Below are 13,853 nucleotides of genomic sequence, written 5' to 3' on the forward strand. Positions count from 1 at the left end.
TCTTTACCGGTTAGTGTGCTGATATGGCTCAGTTGGTAGAGCGCATCCTTGGTAAGGATGAGGTCCCCAGTTCGACTCTGGGTATCAGCACCAGTAAATTGAAAGGCCTTCCCAATCGGGAAGGCCTTTTTGCATTGACGATTTTGATGACCGGACCATCAATTCAACGAGATCGCCCTGGCATCCAGGTAGCACCTGACCTCGCCAGAAGGTGTTTTGGTGACCATGGCAGTCAACTTGTCTTCCCGCCGGTATTCCCAGTGGCTCTCTATGGCATCGAGTGGCGGCTTGCGGATCCCCAGACCCTGCAAATATTCGTTAAACAGGCCAATGCTGCCTATCTCTATCATTTTCTCTTTCATTTTGTTCCGTCCGGCTTCTGGTGATCCCTATCTCAGTCATGTTAACAGTTCTCGTATGAGCCACACCTAATGACTTCTCTCATTCGTTGATCCAAGTTAACTTGTTGTGAAATAAAGCCGATGGCATTCAGAGAATAGGGAGAGGCAGGATGTTGATCACCAATGTGAGGCTGGCGGGGCAGCAGGGGCTGTGGCAGATCCACTGCCAGAATGGGTTAATCGAAAGTGTGACCCCCATGAATGGGACCAGGGCGGATGATGACTGTCTGGATGGCGAGGGGGGGGTGGCCATGGCCCCCTTTATCGAGCCACACATCCATCTAGATACTACCCAGACTGCGGGTGAGCCGAGCTGGAACCAGTCCGGTACCCTGTTCGAGGGCATAGAGCGCTGGGCTGAGCGCAAGGCCCTGCTCACCCATGAGGATGTCAAAACCCGGGCCAGGCAGACGCTCAAATGGCAGATAGCGAATGGGATACAGTTCGTGCGCAGCCATGTGGACGTGTCGGATCCTGAGCTGATCGCCCTCAAGGCCATGCTGGAGCTGCGTGAAGAGATGAAACCCTGGGTCGAGTTGCAGCTTGTGGCCTTTCCCCAGGAGGGGATCCTCTCCTATCCCAACGGCAAGGGGCTGATGGAAGAGGCGATGGCCCTCGGTGCCGATGTGGTGGGCGCCATTCCCCATTTCGAATTTACCCGGGAGTACGGTATCGAGAGTCTGCATTATGCATTCGAGCTGGCGGAGCGATATAACGCCCTGATCGATGTACATTGCGACGAGATCGACGATGAACAGTCACGTTTCATCGAAACCCTGGCGACCCTGGCGCTGGAACGCGGTTGGGGCGCGCGCGTCACCGCCAGTCATACCACCGCCATGCACTCTTATAACGGTGCTTATGCCTCCCGGCTGTTCCGCCTGCTACGCATGGCAGATATCAACTTCGTCGCCAATCCCCTGGTCAATATCCACCTGCAAGGGCGTTTCGATACCTACCCCAAGCGGCGTGGTATCACTCGGGTCAAGGAGATGCTGGAGGCAAATATCAATGTCTGCTTCGGCCACGACGATGTATTCGATCCCTGGTACCCCATGGGCACGGCCAACATGCTGCAGGTGCTGCACATGGGGCTGCATGTCTGCCAATTGATGGGGTATGAGCAGATCAACGATGGCTTGAAGTTGATCAGCAACCATAGCGCCCGTACCCTGCAGGTAGAGGATCGCTACGGTATCGAGGTCGGTAAGCCGGCCAACCTGCTGATCCTGCCCGCCGAGAACGGCTTCGATGCGGTGCGCCGTCAGGTGCCGGTACGCTACTCCATTCGTCATGGCAAGCTGATTGCCGAAACGACGCCTGCCAGGACTCACATTCATCTGACGCAACGCGAATTCATCGATTTTCGCCGCTGAGTTGAGGGAACATTAGGCCGACCATGACCCTGTCAACCACAGGGGATATTTTGCATAATGTCGGCTGAAACCCTTGGAGATTTACCATGCAAACCTGGTTATTTGTGGCCTGTGGTGGCGCCATCGGCGCCTGTCTGCGTTTTGGTATGACGGAGTTGATGGCCCTGCTACTGGGCCGTCACTTTCCCTACGGCACCCTGACCGTCAATGTGCTCGGCTCCTTCATCATGGGCATTGCCTTTGCCCTCATCAGCAATGGTCACGTGCTGGAACACCCTATGAAGCCGTTGCTGATGGTTGGCATACTGGGCGCCCTGACCACCTTCTCCTCCTTTGCGCTGGACACTGTGCTGCTGGCCCAGCAAGGTGCCTGGCTCAAGGCGGTGCTCAACATGGGGCTCAACCTCTTCCTCTGTCTGGCCATGGTGGTGCTGGGCATGCAGTTGGTCGGGAGCCGGGTTTAAGGTGTCCGGACGCTGGCGGCTCTGGTAAACTGGCGGCCATTGTTTGTTCTATGGGTGTTTGAGGGATGTCGGAACCGACTACAACTACGCATTTTGGCTTTAAAACCGTCGAGGCCAACGAGAAAGAGACACTCGTGGCCGGGGTCTTCCATTCGGTGGCAGCCAAGTACGATGTGATGAACGATCTGATGTCGTTCGGCATTCACCGCCTGTGGAAGCGCTTCACCATTGATTGCTCCGGCGTGCGCCGTGGCCAGAAGGTGCTGGATCTGGCCGGTGGCACCGGCGATCTCACTGCCAAGTTCTCCCGCATCGTCGGTGAGACCGGGCAGGTGGTGTTGGCGGATATCAACGATTCCATGCTGAAAGTCGGTCGCGACAAGCTGCGCAATCTGGGGGTCGCCAACAATGTCTCCTTCGTGCAAGCCAATGCCGAGGCCCTGCCCTTCCCGGACAACCATTTCGATGTCATCACCATCGGCTTCGGCCTGCGTAATGTCACCGACAAGCAGAAGGCGCTGGCCTCCATGTTCCGGGTGCTCAAGCCGGGCGGTCGCCTGCTGGTACTGGAGTTCTCCAAACCGGAGAGTGAAGTGATCGCCAAGCTCTATGATCTCTACTCCTTCAAACTGCTGCCGAAAATGGGCGAGTTGGTTGCGAACGACGGCGAAAGCTACAAATACCTGGCGGAATCCATCCGCATGCACCCGGATCAGGAGACCCTCAAGGCAATGATGCTGGAGGCGGGCTTCGATCAGGTGGATTACTACAACCTCACCCAGGGCGTCGTCGCCCTGCACCGTGGTTACAAGTTCTAAGGGCCGAGTATGCCAATGGATGCCATGGTCACGGCCGTGATCGAAACCAGCCTCAACCAGCTGCTGCGCCTCGATGATCAGAGCCCGGAGCGGTTGCGCAAACTGAATGGCAAAGTGCTCAAGCTGGATCTGCGCGAGCTCAAGCCGCTCTGGTTTATCTTCTCGGAGCGCCGTCTCGATGTGCTGGCTCAGCATGAAGGGGAGGCGGATGCCGTGCTGAGCCTCTCCCTGAGCGCCCTGGGTCTGCTCAAAGACCCCTCCGCCCTGACCCGCTATATCCGCGAGGAGAAGCTGGACTTGCATGGGGATCCCCAGCTGGTGCAGGCCTTCAGTACTCTGCTTGGCGAACTCGATATCGATTGGGAAGAACAGCTCTCTCGCCACACCGGGGACGTGCTGGCGCACAGTCTGTTTCGCGGTGCCCATAAGGCGCGCAAGGCGATAGGGACCGAGCTGTGCCGCACTCAACGCCAGCTGGCAGAATATCTCACCGAAGAGGTTCGCCTCGCCCCGGGCCCGCTGGAAGTGGCCAGTTTCTCCGATGACGTCGATGCCCTGGCCCAGCGCCTCAAGGCCACCGAACTGCGTCTCGCCCGCCTCGAGCAACGGATCCCCTGATGACCCCCAAGGAGTTCAAACGTCTCTATCGCATCGTCGCCATCCTGCTTGAGCAGGGAATAGACGAGCTGGTGCCGGCCAAGTATCAACCCTGGCCTGGCCGCCTGGCCCGTCGCAGCCTGTTCTGGCTCAAGAATCGGCAGCAGGGCGAGAGTCGCGGCATGCGCATCCGCCTCGCCTTCGAGGCGCTCGGTCCCATCTTCATCAAGTTTGGCCAGATGTTGTCGACCCGGCGCGATCTGCTGCCCCCCGACATCGCCGAGGAGCTGGCGCTGCTGCAAGACAGGGTGCCCCCCTTCTGCGGCCAGCTGGCCCGTAGCCAGATAGAGCAGAGTCTGGGAGTGCCCATCGAGGCGCTGTTCGATGATTTCGACGAGACGCCACTGGCCTCCGCCTCCATCGCCCAGGTGCACACGGCCCGTCTCAAGGAGAATGGCCGCGAGATCGTCATCAAGGTGATCCGCCCCGACATAGAGCAGACCATCGAGGCCGATCTGCGGCTGATGACTGCCCTGGCCCGGCTGGTGTCCCGCTTTGCCCCCTCCAGCGCCCGGTTGCGGCCGGTCGAGGTGGTTGCCGAGTATCGCAAGACCATACTCGACGAGCTCAATCTGATGCGCGAGGCCGCCAACGCCATCCAGCTGCGCCGCAACTTCCTCGGCTCGGACGCCCTCTATGTGCCCGAGGTTTACTCCGAGCACTGCCGTGAGCAGGTGTTGGTAATGGAGCGCATCTACGGCATACCGGTTTCCGACATTGCCGCCCTGGAAGCGAACGGCACCAACATGAAGCTGCTGGCCGAGCGCGGTGTCGAGGTCTTCTTCACCCAGGTGTTTCGGGACAGCTTCTTCCACGCGGACATGCACCCCGGCAACATCTTCGTGGCTCGCGAGCACCCTGAAAACCCGCTCTGGATCGGCATAGATTGCGGCATAGTCGGCACCCTGAACAAGGAGGACAAACGCTATCTGGCCGAGAACTTCCTCGCCTTCTTCAACCGGGATTACCGCAAGGTGGCCGAGTTGCACGTGGAGTCAGGCTGGGTGCCTGCCGACACCAAGGTCGACGAGTTCGAGTTTGCCATCCGCACCGTGCTGGAACCCATCTTCGAGAAGCCCCTGTCCGAGATCTCGTTCGGCCATGTGCTGCTCAATCTGTTCAACACCGCCCGGCGTTTCAACATGCAGGTGCAGCCCCAGCTGGTGTTGCTGCAGAAAACCCTGCTCTATATCGAGGGCTTGGGGCGCCAGCTCTATCCCCAGCTCGACTTGTGGCAGACCGCTAAGCCTTTCCTGGAAAACTGGATGCGCGAACAGGTCGGCCCCAAGGCGGTCTGGAACGCGATCCGCGACAAGGCACCCTTCTGGGCCGAGAAGTTGCCCGAGCTGCCCGAGTTGGTTTACGAGACCCTGCGTCAGGCCCGCAGCCAACAACGTCAGTTTGATCATCTGTTTGTCGAATTTCGCAGTCATAGTCGTCGTCAGGGTCAGGCTCGCTATCTGCTTGGTACCGGCGCGGCGCTGCTGTTGGCCGGTGTATTCCTGATTACCGAACAACATATTGAATGGGGTCAAGTCTCTTTGGGTGCCAGTGGCGTATGCTGGCTGCTCGGTTGGCTCAAGGCCCGCTCACACTAATCACAATGCGCGCCTGACGGCGCCAATTTCGGAGAGAAAATCATGGGTGGAATCAGTATTTGGCAGTTGTTGATCATCGCGGCCATCGTGGTGTTGTTGTTTGGTACCAAGAAGTTGCGCGGCATTGGCGGCGATCTGGGCGCTGCGGTCAAGGGCTTCAAGAAAGCCATCTCTGACGAACCCGATGCCAAACCGGTGCAAAAAGATGCGGACTTCGATCCCAAGCAGCTGAATGAATCGGCCAAGCAGGATGAGAGCGCGAAGCAGAAAGACAAAGATCAGGCCTAAGCCATGTTCGATATCGGTTTTTGGGAACTGGTCGTGGTCGGCATCGTCGGCCTGCTGGTGCTGGGCCCTGAGCGGCTACCGGTGGCCATCCGTACCGTCAGCGGCTGGATCCGGGCGGTGCGCAGCACGGCCAATGCGGTCAAGTCCGAGTTGGCGCAAGAGCTCAAGCTGCAAGAGCTGCATAACGATCTCAAGAAGGCCGAGCAACTGCAGATGCGCAATCTGAGCCCGGAACTGCAAGAGTCCATCGACAAGCTGAAGGAGGCGGCCGAGTCGGTCACTCATCCCTACGCCAAGGCGGCGCCTTCGGAGGCAGCTATCGATGAGCCTGAGGCGCAGCCCGAGCCGGAAAACCGCATCTTGCCCGATGGCGCCGCCAGAGCGCAGCCCGTCAACGCACAGGCTGCCGAGCCGCAGCAACCTGTGGCCGCACCGGCCAAGGCTGCATCGCCGGATCTCAATGGGGAGGCCAAGCCATGAGCCAGACCGAACAGCCGTTGATCGCCCACCTGGTGGAGCTGAGGACCCGCTTGCTCCATGCCCTTGGCGCCATACTGCTGGTGTTTGTCTGCCTGGTCTATTTTTCGAACGATATCTACAAGTTCGTCTCTGAGCCACTGATAAGCCAGCTGCCTGCGGGCACCAGCATGATAGCGACCGATGTGGCGACCCCCTTCCTGACGCCCATCAAGCTGACCATAGTGGTCGCCTTCTTCATCACCATCCCCTATCTGCTCTACCAGGCCTGGGCCTTCATCGCCCCGGGCCTGTACAAGCATGAGCGGCGGCTCATCATGCCACTGGTCTGCTCCAGCGCCCTGCTGTTCTACTCGGGCATGGCGTTCGCCTACTACGTGGTGTTCCCGCTGGTGTTTGGCTTTTTCACCAGCACGGCGCCGGCCGGGGTGACCATTGCCACCGACATCGCCAACTACCTGGATTTCGTGCTGACGCTGTTCTTCGCGTTCGGGGTGGCGTTCGAGATCCCGGTTGCGACCATATTGCTGTGCTGGACCGGGGTCACCACCCCGGAGAGCCTCAAGGCCAAGCGTCCCTATGTGGTGGTGACAGTGTTCGTCATCGGCATGTTGCTGACGCCGCCGGATGTCTTCTCCCAGACACTGCTCGCCATTCCCATGTGGATGCTGTTCGAGGTCGGGGTCTTCTTCGCGCGTTTCTATACCCGCAAGGAGCCACTGGCCGACGAGGAGACCGAAGAGGGGGGCTGAGCCCCCCTCTCTTTTTGCGCCTTGCCAGCGCAAGCCGGGGCGGTGGCTTGCCAGAAGGGAGGGCACAAGCTGAATGCCCGTTGGGGCATCGGCCCTTTTCATGGTCGGTCGCGGGGAGTATGGTAGTGGCCCTTGATGGCTTTCATCTGCATTTTTGAAGACTCCATGATAGACATAGGCATTAACCTCACCAGCCCCCAGTTTGCGGGGGAGCAGGACGAGCTGGTCGAGCGCGCCCGCGCCGCCGGACTCAGCGCACTGATCCTGACCGGTACCGACCTGGCGGGCAGCCAGGAGAGCGCCACCTTGGCCAGCCGCTGGCCCGGCTACTGTTTCTCGACCGCGGGGGTGCATCCCCATGATGCCAAGTCGGTGGACGAGCAGACCCTGGCCGCCTTGCGTGAGCTGGCGGCCCTGCCTCAGGTGGTTGCCATCGGTGAGTGCGGCCTGGACTACAATCGCGACTTCTCGCCGCGCCCCGTGCAAGATGCCGTGTTCGAGGCCCAGCTTGCCCTGGCCGCCGAGCTGCACATGCCGGTGTTCCTGCACTGCCGCGATGCCCACGCCCGTTTCATCGAGATCTTGAGTCCCTGGCTCCCCAAGCTGCCGGGGGCCGTGCTGCACTGTTTCACCGGCTCCGATGCGGAGCTCGATGAGTGCCTGGCCCTGGGGCTGCACATCGGCGTCACCGGCTGGATCTGCGACGAGCGACGGGGTCTCTTGCTGCGCGAGCAGGTGGCTCGCATTCCGGCGGGCCGGCTGATGATAGAGACGGATGCCCCCTATCTGGTGCCCCGGGATCTCAAGCCGCGTCCCAAACGCAACGAACCCGCTTTTTTGCCGCACATCGCCAAGGTGGTGGCGGCTTGCCGCGCGGAAGCGCCCGAGGCCTTGCTGGCCCATACCCGGGCCACTTCCGCCGCGTTTTTCCAACTGCCAATCCAGGAGTGACTCATGGCCACAACTCTTCCAGGTGCCTTCCCGGGCCGCCGCCTGCGCCGGGCGCGCAAGCAGGATTTCAGCCGCCGTCTGATGCGTGAGAATCACCTCACGGTCGATGATCTCATCTATCCGGTGTTCGTGCTGGAAGGTGAGGGCCAACGTGAAGCCGTGGTTTCCATGCCGGGGGTGGATCGCCTCTCCATCGATCTGCTGCTGATTGAGGCCGCCGAGCTGGTTGCCCTGGGGGTGCCCGCCATCGCCCTGTTCCCGGTGACGCCGCTTGGCAAGAAGAGCCTGCTGGCCGAGGAAGCGTACAACCCGGATGCCCTGGCCCAGCGCGCTACTCGCGCCCTCAAGGCGGCTTTCCCCGAGCTTGGGGTCATCACGGATGTGGCGCTGGATCCCTTCACCACCCATGGTCAGGACGGCATCATAGATGGCGACGGCTATGTGATGAACGACATCACCACCGAGATCCTGGTCAAGCAGGCGCTCTCCCATGCGCAGGCGGGGGCCGACATGGTGGCGCCGTCCGACATGATGGATGGCCGCATCGGCGCCATTCGTGCGGCACTGGAGGAGCACGGCTTCGTGCACACCCAGATCATGGCGTACTCCGCCAAGTACGCCTCCAGCTACTATGGCCCTTTCCGGGATGCGGTCGGCTCGGCCAGCAATCTGGGCAAGAGCAACAAGGCCAGCTATCAGATGGATCCGGCCAACGGTGACGAGGCCCTCCACGAGGTGGCCCTGGACATCCAGGAGGGGGCAGACAGCGTCATGGTCAAGCCCGGCATGCCCTATCTGGACGTGATCCGCCGGGTCAAGGATCAGTTCGGTGTGCCTACCTACGCCTATCAGGTGAGTGGCGAGTACGCCATGCACATGGCCGCCATCCAGAATGGCTGGCTCAAGGAGCGGGAGACCGTCATGGAGTCCCTGCTCTGCTTCAAGCGGGCCGGTGCTGATGGCATTCTCACCTACTTCGCCAAGCGGGTTGCCCAATGGCTGAAGGAAGATGCCCGGCGCTGATGGCGGCTTGCGGCTTGCAACAACGGCTCCCTCGGGAGCCGTTGTTATATCTGCATCTTGCGACTCGCTGCGCCGGGTTGGCCTGCGAGCATGTCCTTATCCCACACTTCCCCGGCGGCGAGGGGGGTTATGGGCAACTCTCAGGGCTTGAGGCCGAGCCGTCTGGCGAGCCGGTGCAGGTTGCCGCCGTCCAGCTCCAGCGCTCGGGCGGTGGCGGCCCAGTTGCCATCCTGGGCCGCCAGGGTCTGCTCTATCAGCCGAAGCTGGAAGGCGTCGGTGGCGACGCGCAGGCCGAGGCCGGTGGCGACGGACGGGGCTGGGGTGGCCGTGCTGGCGGCAGGCGGCGGCGAGACCGCCGCCCCCAGATTGAAGTGGTGGGCATCCAGGGCCGGGGCCTGACTGCCCTGCTCGGCCCGCGCCAGCACGGCCGCCCGGTGGATGGCGTGCTCGAGTTCGCGCACGTTGCCCGGCCAGTCGTGACCCTCGAGCAGTGCCAGCGCTCCGGGCAGGATGCGCAGCCGCTCCAGCCCCAGGCTGACCCGGCAGCGTTCGCAAAAATAACCGGCCAGCAGGGGAATGTCGCCGGGACGCTCCCGTAGTGCCGGGGCGTGGATCGGGAAGACGCTCAGGCGGTGATAGAGATCGGCCCGGAACTGTCCCTCGACCACCGCCTGCTTCAGATCCCTATTGGTGGCGGCCAGGATGCGCACATTGACCTTGAGCGGGGTGTCGTCACCGATCCGCTGCAGATCGCCGTATTGCAGCACCCGCAGCAACTTGGCCTGCAGCGCCAGCGACAGCTCGCCGATCTCGTCGAGAAACAGGGTGCCCCGATCGGCTAGCTCGAACTTGCCCGCCCTGTGGTGGATGGCGCCGGTGAAGGCCCCCTTCACGTGGCCGAACAGCTCGCTCTCCGCCACCGATTCTGGCAGGGCGGCGCAGTTGAGGTAGACCAGCGGCGCCTTGGCGCGCAGGGAGCCCTGATGCACCGCCTTGGCGATCAGCTCCTTGCCGACCCCCGTCTCCCCCAGGATCAACACGTTCAGCTCCGAGTTCGCCACCACATCGATCTCGTGGCGCAGCCGGGCCATGGCGGGGGAGTGACCTATCATCTCCGGCTGCCCCTGGCTGGTATGGGGGGAGGGGCTGAGCGGCTCGCTGCTCTGGCGGGCGAGCCGCTCCAGCAGCAGGGCATTGCTGAGGGCGGCGGCGGCCAGAGCCCCCACCAGCCGCAGCTCCTCGTCGCTGATGCCGTCGAACTGGGCCGGGTTCATGCCGTCTATGGTCAGGGCGCCGATGAGGGTCTGATCGGAGAAGAGCGGCAGGCCGACGCAGGCGTGCACCCTGAAGTCGTCGTGATCCGGGATCAGACCGTCATAGGGGTCGGGCAGCTGGCTGTCGGCGGGGAAGCGCACCACGTCGCCGGCGCGGGCTATGGCCTCCATGCGCGGGTGATCCTTGAGCGCGAAGCGGCGGCCCAGCACGTCCTGCATCAGGCCATCGATGGCCAGCGGGATGAACTGGCCCCCCTCGTAGCGCAGCAGGGCCGAGGCATCGGAGTGCAGCAGGCTGCGCACGCTCTGGATCAGGCGGTGAAAGCGGTCCTGATGGGAGATGCCGAGTTGCAGATCGAGGGCAATGCGCGCCAGGCTGTCGGTCGAGATCACGAGATATTGTCCAAATGACAGTGGTGTTGTGATTATGACTATATTTGGTGACTGTCTTAATGACAATGACTGTTATGCAGGTGCATTTAAAACAATGAGTTATGAGTTGGCACGTCAACTGCAATAGCGAGTTCAGTCGAACATTCGCTATGGCATTCTGAGGAACCACCGCATGAGCATTCACGTCAAAAACAACATCCACTGGGTCGGCCAACGGGACTGGGAGGTGCGCGACTTTCACGGCACCGAGTACAAGACCCACAAGGGCACCAGCTACAACAGCTACCTCATCCGCGAAGGGAAGAACGTGCTGATCGACACCGTCGATCACAAGTTCAGCCGCGAGTTCGTGCAGAACCTGGCGACGGAGATCGATCTCGCCTCCATCGACTATGTGGTGATCAACCACGCCGAGGAGGATCACGCCGGCGCCCTGACTGAGCTGATGGCCCGCATCCCGGGTACCCCCATCTACTGCACCCACAACGCCATCGACTCGATCACAGGCCATCATCACCATCCGGAGTGGAACTTCCAGCCGGTCAAAACTGGCGACAGCCTGGACATAGGCAACGGCAAGCAGCTGGTGTTTATCGAGACCCCCATGCTGCACTGGCCCGACAGCATGATGACCTATATGACGGAGGACGCCGTGCTCTTCTCCAACGACGCCTTCGGCCAGCACTATTGCGACGAGCACCTGTTCAACGACGAGGTGGATCAGACCGAGCTGATGGAGCAGTGCCAGCGCTACTACGCCAACATCCTCACCCCCTTCAGCCCGCTGGTGACCGCCAAGATCAAGGAGGTGCTGGGCTTCAACCTGCCGGTGAGCATGGTGGCCACCTCCCACGGCATCGTCTGGCGCGAGGATCCCACCCAGATCATCCTGAAATACCTGGAGTGGGCGGATCACTATCAGGAGGATCGCATCACCCTCTTTTATGACTCGATGTCCAACAACACCCGCATGATGGCCGACGCCATCGCCCAGGGCATCCACGAGGTGGACCCCGGCGTGGCGGTGAAGATCTACAACGTGGCGCGCCACGACAAGAACGAGATCCTGACCCAGGTGTTCCGCTCCAAGGGGATACTGGTAGGCTCCTCCACCATGAACAACGTCATGATGCCCAAGGTGGCGGGCATGCTGGAGGAGATCACCGGCCTGCGCTTCAGAAACAAGCGCGCCGCGGCTTTTGGCAGCTACGGCTGGACCGGCGGTGCCGTGGACAGGATCCAGACCCGGCTGATGGATGCGGGCTTCGACATCAGCATCTCCCTCAAGGCCAAGTGGCGGCCGGATGGCTCGGCGCTGGCCCTGTGCCGCGAGCACGGCCGTCAACTCGCCCGCCAGTGGGCGCTGCATCCGCTGGAAGCGCCCCGCCCGATCATCACAACTGGCGCCGCAGCGGCTCCGGTAGTTGAGGTAGGAGTTGAGGTGGGTGTCCCAGTTTTTTCCACAACTCAGACTGCGGTGACGCCTGCCCCCGTGATAGCCAAGGCGCCGCAAGCCGCACCGGCCGCCAGCACACTGGACGACGACCAGCCCATGCTCTGCACCGTCTGCCAGTGGGTCTATGACCCGGCCCAGGGGGAGCCGGATCAGCTGGTGGCACCGGGCACTCCCTGGGCCCAGGTGCCTGACAGCTTCCTCTGCCCGGGCTGCGGCATCGGCAAGGAGGTCTTCGAGCCCTGCGCGCTGGAGGCCTGTGTATGAATGCCGTAACCCTGAGTGAGGCCGGCTCCAGCCGGGAGATAGTGGTGATCGGCAGCGGCTTTGCCGCCCAGCAGCTGGTCAAGAGTTTGCGCAAGCTGGATGGGGAGCAGCCCATCCGTCTCATCACCGCCGACAGCGGCGACGAGTACAACAAGCCGGATCTCAGCCACGTGGTGAGCCGGGGCTGTGCCGCCGCCGCCATGACCCGCCAGAGCGGCAGCGACTTCGCCGAGCAGCAGCGCATCGCGCTGCTGCCCTACTGCCCGGTGCTCGGCATAGATCCCGCCCGGCGCACCCTGTTGACCTCGCAGGGCAGCTTCCCCTACGGCCAGCTGGTGCTGGCCACCGGCGCCAGCGCGGCGCGCCCCGAGATACCGGGCAGCGAACATCTGGTGACCCTCAACAGCCAGCAGGAGTACGCCGCCGCCGAGGGGCTGATCCAGCAGGCCAGACGCATCATGATATTGGGGGCCGGGCTGATTGGCTGCGAGCTGGCGATGGACATGGCGAGCGACGGCCGCGAGGTGACCCTGGTGGATCTGGCGGGCAGTCCCCTCGGCAGCCTGCTGCCCGCCGCCCTGACCCCTCCGCTGCAACAGGCGCTGCGCAGTCAGGGAGTCAGCCTGCAGTTCGGGACAGGTATTGCCAGAGTGGACGCCCAGCCCGGCGATGGCTGGCGGGTGACCCTGACCGATGGCCGCACCTGCGAGCAGGATCTGGTGATCGCCGCCATTGGCCTGAAGCCGAATATGGCCCTGGTCCAAGCAGCCGGACTGGAAGTGGAACGCGGCATCCTGGTCGACGACATGTTGCAGACCAGCGATCCCCATATCTTCGCGCTGGGGGATTGCCTGCAGTGGCGGGGTCAGCTGCTCCCCTTCCTGCAACCCATAGTGCTGGGGGCCAATGCGCTGGCGCGCACCCTGCTCGGCACGCCGACCCCGCTGATCCTGCCCCCCATGCTGGTGAAGGTGAAGACGCCGCGCTACCCGCTGCAGCTGGCCGGCCGCACCCAGGGCGAGGATCTCGCCTGGCAGTGCCGCTGGAACAGTCACGGCATGGTGGCCGAGGCGCGCGACGAAGCTGGCGAGCTGTGCGGCTTCGTGGTGGGGGGTGATCAGATGAGCGCCGCCTTCCCGCTGCTGCGCCAGCTGCCCCGTTGATTCATCGATAACGCTAGGCCGGGTTGACCCGGCCACTCGAGGAGAACCGATATGTCTATGCAACTGATACCGTCTCACTGGGTGGTGCGTCGCTCCACCCCCTTCTTCACCCGCCAGAGCGTGCCCCAGGCCCTGCTCAGCCACCACAACACCGCGGCCGGGGTGTTCGGCCAGCTCTGCGTGATGGAGGGCACAGTCACCTACCACGGCTTCGCCGACGAGCGGGCCGAACAGCCTGAGATCAGCCTGGTGATCCGGGCTGGCCAGTTCGCCACCAGCCCACCTCAGTACTGGCACAGGGTCGAGCTGTCGGAAGATGCCCGCTTCAATATCCACTTCTGGGCCGAGCAGGGTTCGTCGGACCAGCCCCTGTTCAACAGCCGAAAATAATAAGGTTCAACAGCCGCAAAGGGTGAGAATGGGTGGGGCCAATCCGGGTGAATGGCACCCTCTGCCCATGCAGATCAAAATAATCAATTCAGATGTTCGTTATCTTGC

15 protein-coding genes and 1 tRNA gene are annotated in these 13,853 nt (G+C 62.1%); 14 read left to right on the forward strand and 2 right to left on the reverse strand.

The window, feature by feature from the left end:
* The first annotated feature begins 17 nt into the window (after positions 1-17).
* Positions 18-93 (forward strand) — tRNA-Thr (locus M2367_RS20125).
* A 65-nt stretch (positions 94-158) separates the two neighbouring features.
* Here M2367_RS20125 and M2367_RS20130 read toward each other — a convergent pair.
* Positions 159-362 carry a hypothetical protein gene (locus tag M2367_RS20130; protein WP_042039602.1) on the reverse strand — a complete coding sequence of 68 codons (204 nt, stop codon included), beginning with the start codon at positions 360-362 and terminating at the stop codon, positions 159-161.
* Between the two features lie 149 nt (positions 363-511).
* On the opposite strand from M2367_RS20130, the gene M2367_RS20135 reads away from it, so the two are divergent.
* From M2367_RS20135 to hemB, 10 genes are all read left to right on the forward strand, one after another.
* Positions 512-1,777 carry a cytosine deaminase gene (locus M2367_RS20135; protein ID WP_259238213.1) on the forward strand — a complete coding sequence of 422 codons (1,266 nt, stop codon included), beginning with the start codon at positions 512-514 and terminating at the stop codon, positions 1,775-1,777.
* Positions 1,778-1,863: 86 nt separating this feature from the next.
* On the forward strand, positions 1,864-2,241 hold the full coding sequence (gene crcB, locus M2367_RS20140; protein WP_042039600.1) for a fluoride efflux transporter CrcB: 378 nt from the start codon (positions 1,864-1,866) through the stop codon (positions 2,239-2,241).
* A 65-nt stretch (positions 2,242-2,306) separates the two neighbouring features.
* Positions 2,307-3,059 (forward strand): bifunctional demethylmenaquinone methyltransferase/2-methoxy-6-polyprenyl-1,4-benzoquinol methylase UbiE, encoded by a 753-nt coding sequence (gene ubiE, locus M2367_RS20145; protein WP_042039599.1) that lies wholly within the window; start codon positions 2,307-2,309, stop codon positions 3,057-3,059.
* Between the two features lie 9 nt (positions 3,060-3,068).
* Complete coding sequence (locus M2367_RS20150) at positions 3,069-3,677, forward strand: SCP2 domain-containing protein (RefSeq protein ID WP_259238216.1); 609 nt, start codon at positions 3,069-3,071, stop codon at positions 3,675-3,677.
* Entirely contained in the window at positions 3,677-5,314 is a 1,638-nt protein-coding gene (gene ubiB, locus M2367_RS20155) for a ubiquinone biosynthesis regulatory protein kinase UbiB (protein WP_042039597.1), read from the forward strand. Before M2367_RS20150 ends, ubiB begins: the two co-directional genes overlap by 1 nt.
* 42 nt (positions 5,315-5,356) lie before the next feature.
* Entirely contained in the window at positions 5,357-5,602 is a 246-nt protein-coding gene (gene tatA / locus M2367_RS20160) for a Sec-independent protein translocase subunit TatA (RefSeq protein ID WP_005900501.1), read from the forward strand.
* A gap of 3 nt (positions 5,603-5,605) precedes the next feature.
* A complete protein-coding gene (gene tatB, locus M2367_RS20165) occupies positions 5,606-6,082 on the forward strand; it encodes a Sec-independent protein translocase protein TatB (protein ID WP_042039595.1) in 477 nt (158 codons plus the stop codon).
* Positions 6,079-6,831, forward strand: a complete 753-nt coding sequence (gene tatC / locus M2367_RS20170; RefSeq protein ID WP_042039594.1) for a twin-arginine translocase subunit TatC — start codon at positions 6,079-6,081, stop codon at positions 6,829-6,831. The genes tatB and tatC overlap by 4 nt, the downstream gene beginning before the upstream one ends.
* 165 nt (positions 6,832-6,996) lie before the next feature.
* A complete protein-coding gene (locus M2367_RS20175; protein ID WP_042039604.1) occupies positions 6,997-7,782 on the forward strand; it encodes a TatD family hydrolase in 786 nt (261 codons plus the stop codon).
* Positions 7,783-7,785: 3 nt separating this feature from the next.
* On the forward strand, positions 7,786-8,805 hold the full coding sequence (gene hemB, locus M2367_RS20180; protein ID WP_042039593.1) for a porphobilinogen synthase: 1,020 nt from the start codon (positions 7,786-7,788) through the stop codon (positions 8,803-8,805).
* 140 nt (positions 8,806-8,945) lie between these two features.
* On the opposite strand, the gene norR is transcribed toward hemB, so the two are convergent.
* Entirely contained in the window at positions 8,946-10,472 is a 1,527-nt protein-coding gene (gene norR / locus M2367_RS20185) for a nitric oxide reductase transcriptional regulator NorR (RefSeq protein WP_259238224.1), read from the reverse strand.
* 172 nt (positions 10,473-10,644) lie between these two features.
* On the opposite strand from norR, the gene norV reads away from it, so the two are divergent.
* The 3 genes from norV to M2367_RS20200 are packed head-to-tail and all read left to right on the forward strand — an operon-like array spanning position 10,645 to position 13,745.
* On the forward strand, positions 10,645-12,192 hold the full coding sequence (norV, locus tag M2367_RS20190; RefSeq protein WP_259238225.1) for an anaerobic nitric oxide reductase flavorubredoxin: 1,548 nt from the start codon (positions 10,645-10,647) through the stop codon (positions 12,190-12,192).
* Positions 12,189-13,355 (forward strand): NADH:flavorubredoxin reductase NorW, encoded by a 1,167-nt coding sequence (norW, locus tag M2367_RS20195; RefSeq protein WP_259238226.1) that lies wholly within the window; start codon positions 12,189-12,191, stop codon positions 13,353-13,355. The genes norV and norW overlap by 4 nt, the downstream gene beginning before the upstream one ends.
* Before the next feature lie 51 nt (positions 13,356-13,406).
* On the forward strand, positions 13,407-13,745 hold the full coding sequence (locus tag M2367_RS20200) for a DUF1971 domain-containing protein (RefSeq protein ID WP_042039587.1): 339 nt from the start codon (positions 13,407-13,409) through the stop codon (positions 13,743-13,745).
* Positions 13,746-13,853: the final 108 nt, after the last annotated feature.

The organism is Aeromonas sp. BIGb0445 (assembly GCF_024809075.1).
Lineage (GTDB): Bacteria > Pseudomonadota > Gammaproteobacteria > Enterobacterales > Aeromonadaceae > Aeromonas > Aeromonas rivuli.

Excerpts from the sequence above, each read along its gene's own strand:
- tatA (WP_005900501.1), top strand. The coding sequence starts at position 5,357 with ATGGGTGGAATCAGTATTTGGCAGTTGTTGATCATCGCGGCCATCGTG.
- norW (WP_259238226.1), top strand. The coding sequence starts at position 12,189 with ATGAATGCCGTAACCCTGAGTGAGGCCGGCTCCAGCCGGGAGATAGTG.
- tatB (WP_042039595.1), top strand. The coding sequence starts at position 5,606 with ATGTTCGATATCGGTTTTTGGGAACTGGTCGTGGTCGGCATCGTCGGC.
- tatC (WP_042039594.1), top strand. The coding sequence starts at position 6,079 with ATGAGCCAGACCGAACAGCCGTTGATCGCCCACCTGGTGGAGCTGAGG.
- M2367_RS20135 (WP_259238213.1), top strand. The coding sequence starts at position 512 with ATGTTGATCACCAATGTGAGGCTGGCGGGGCAGCAGGGGCTGTGGCAG.
- ubiE (WP_042039599.1), top strand. The coding sequence starts at position 2,307 with ATGTCGGAACCGACTACAACTACGCATTTTGGCTTTAAAACCGTCGAG.
- ubiB (WP_042039597.1), top strand. The coding sequence starts at position 3,677 with ATGACCCCCAAGGAGTTCAAACGTCTCTATCGCATCGTCGCCATCCTG.
- M2367_RS20175 (WP_042039604.1), top strand. The coding sequence starts at position 6,997 with ATGATAGACATAGGCATTAACCTCACCAGCCCCCAGTTTGCGGGGGAG.
- hemB (WP_042039593.1), top strand. The coding sequence starts at position 7,786 with ATGGCCACAACTCTTCCAGGTGCCTTCCCGGGCCGCCGCCTGCGCCGG.
- M2367_RS20130 (WP_042039602.1), bottom strand. The coding sequence starts at position 362 with ATGAAAGAGAAAATGATAGAGATAGGCAGCATTGGCCTGTTTAACGAA.
- norV (WP_259238225.1), top strand. The coding sequence starts at position 10,645 with ATGAGCATTCACGTCAAAAACAACATCCACTGGGTCGGCCAACGGGAC.
- crcB (WP_042039600.1), top strand. The coding sequence starts at position 1,864 with ATGCAAACCTGGTTATTTGTGGCCTGTGGTGGCGCCATCGGCGCCTGT.
- M2367_RS20150 (WP_259238216.1), top strand. The coding sequence starts at position 3,069 with ATGCCAATGGATGCCATGGTCACGGCCGTGATCGAAACCAGCCTCAAC.
- M2367_RS20200 (WP_042039587.1), top strand. The coding sequence starts at position 13,407 with ATGTCTATGCAACTGATACCGTCTCACTGGGTGGTGCGTCGCTCCACC.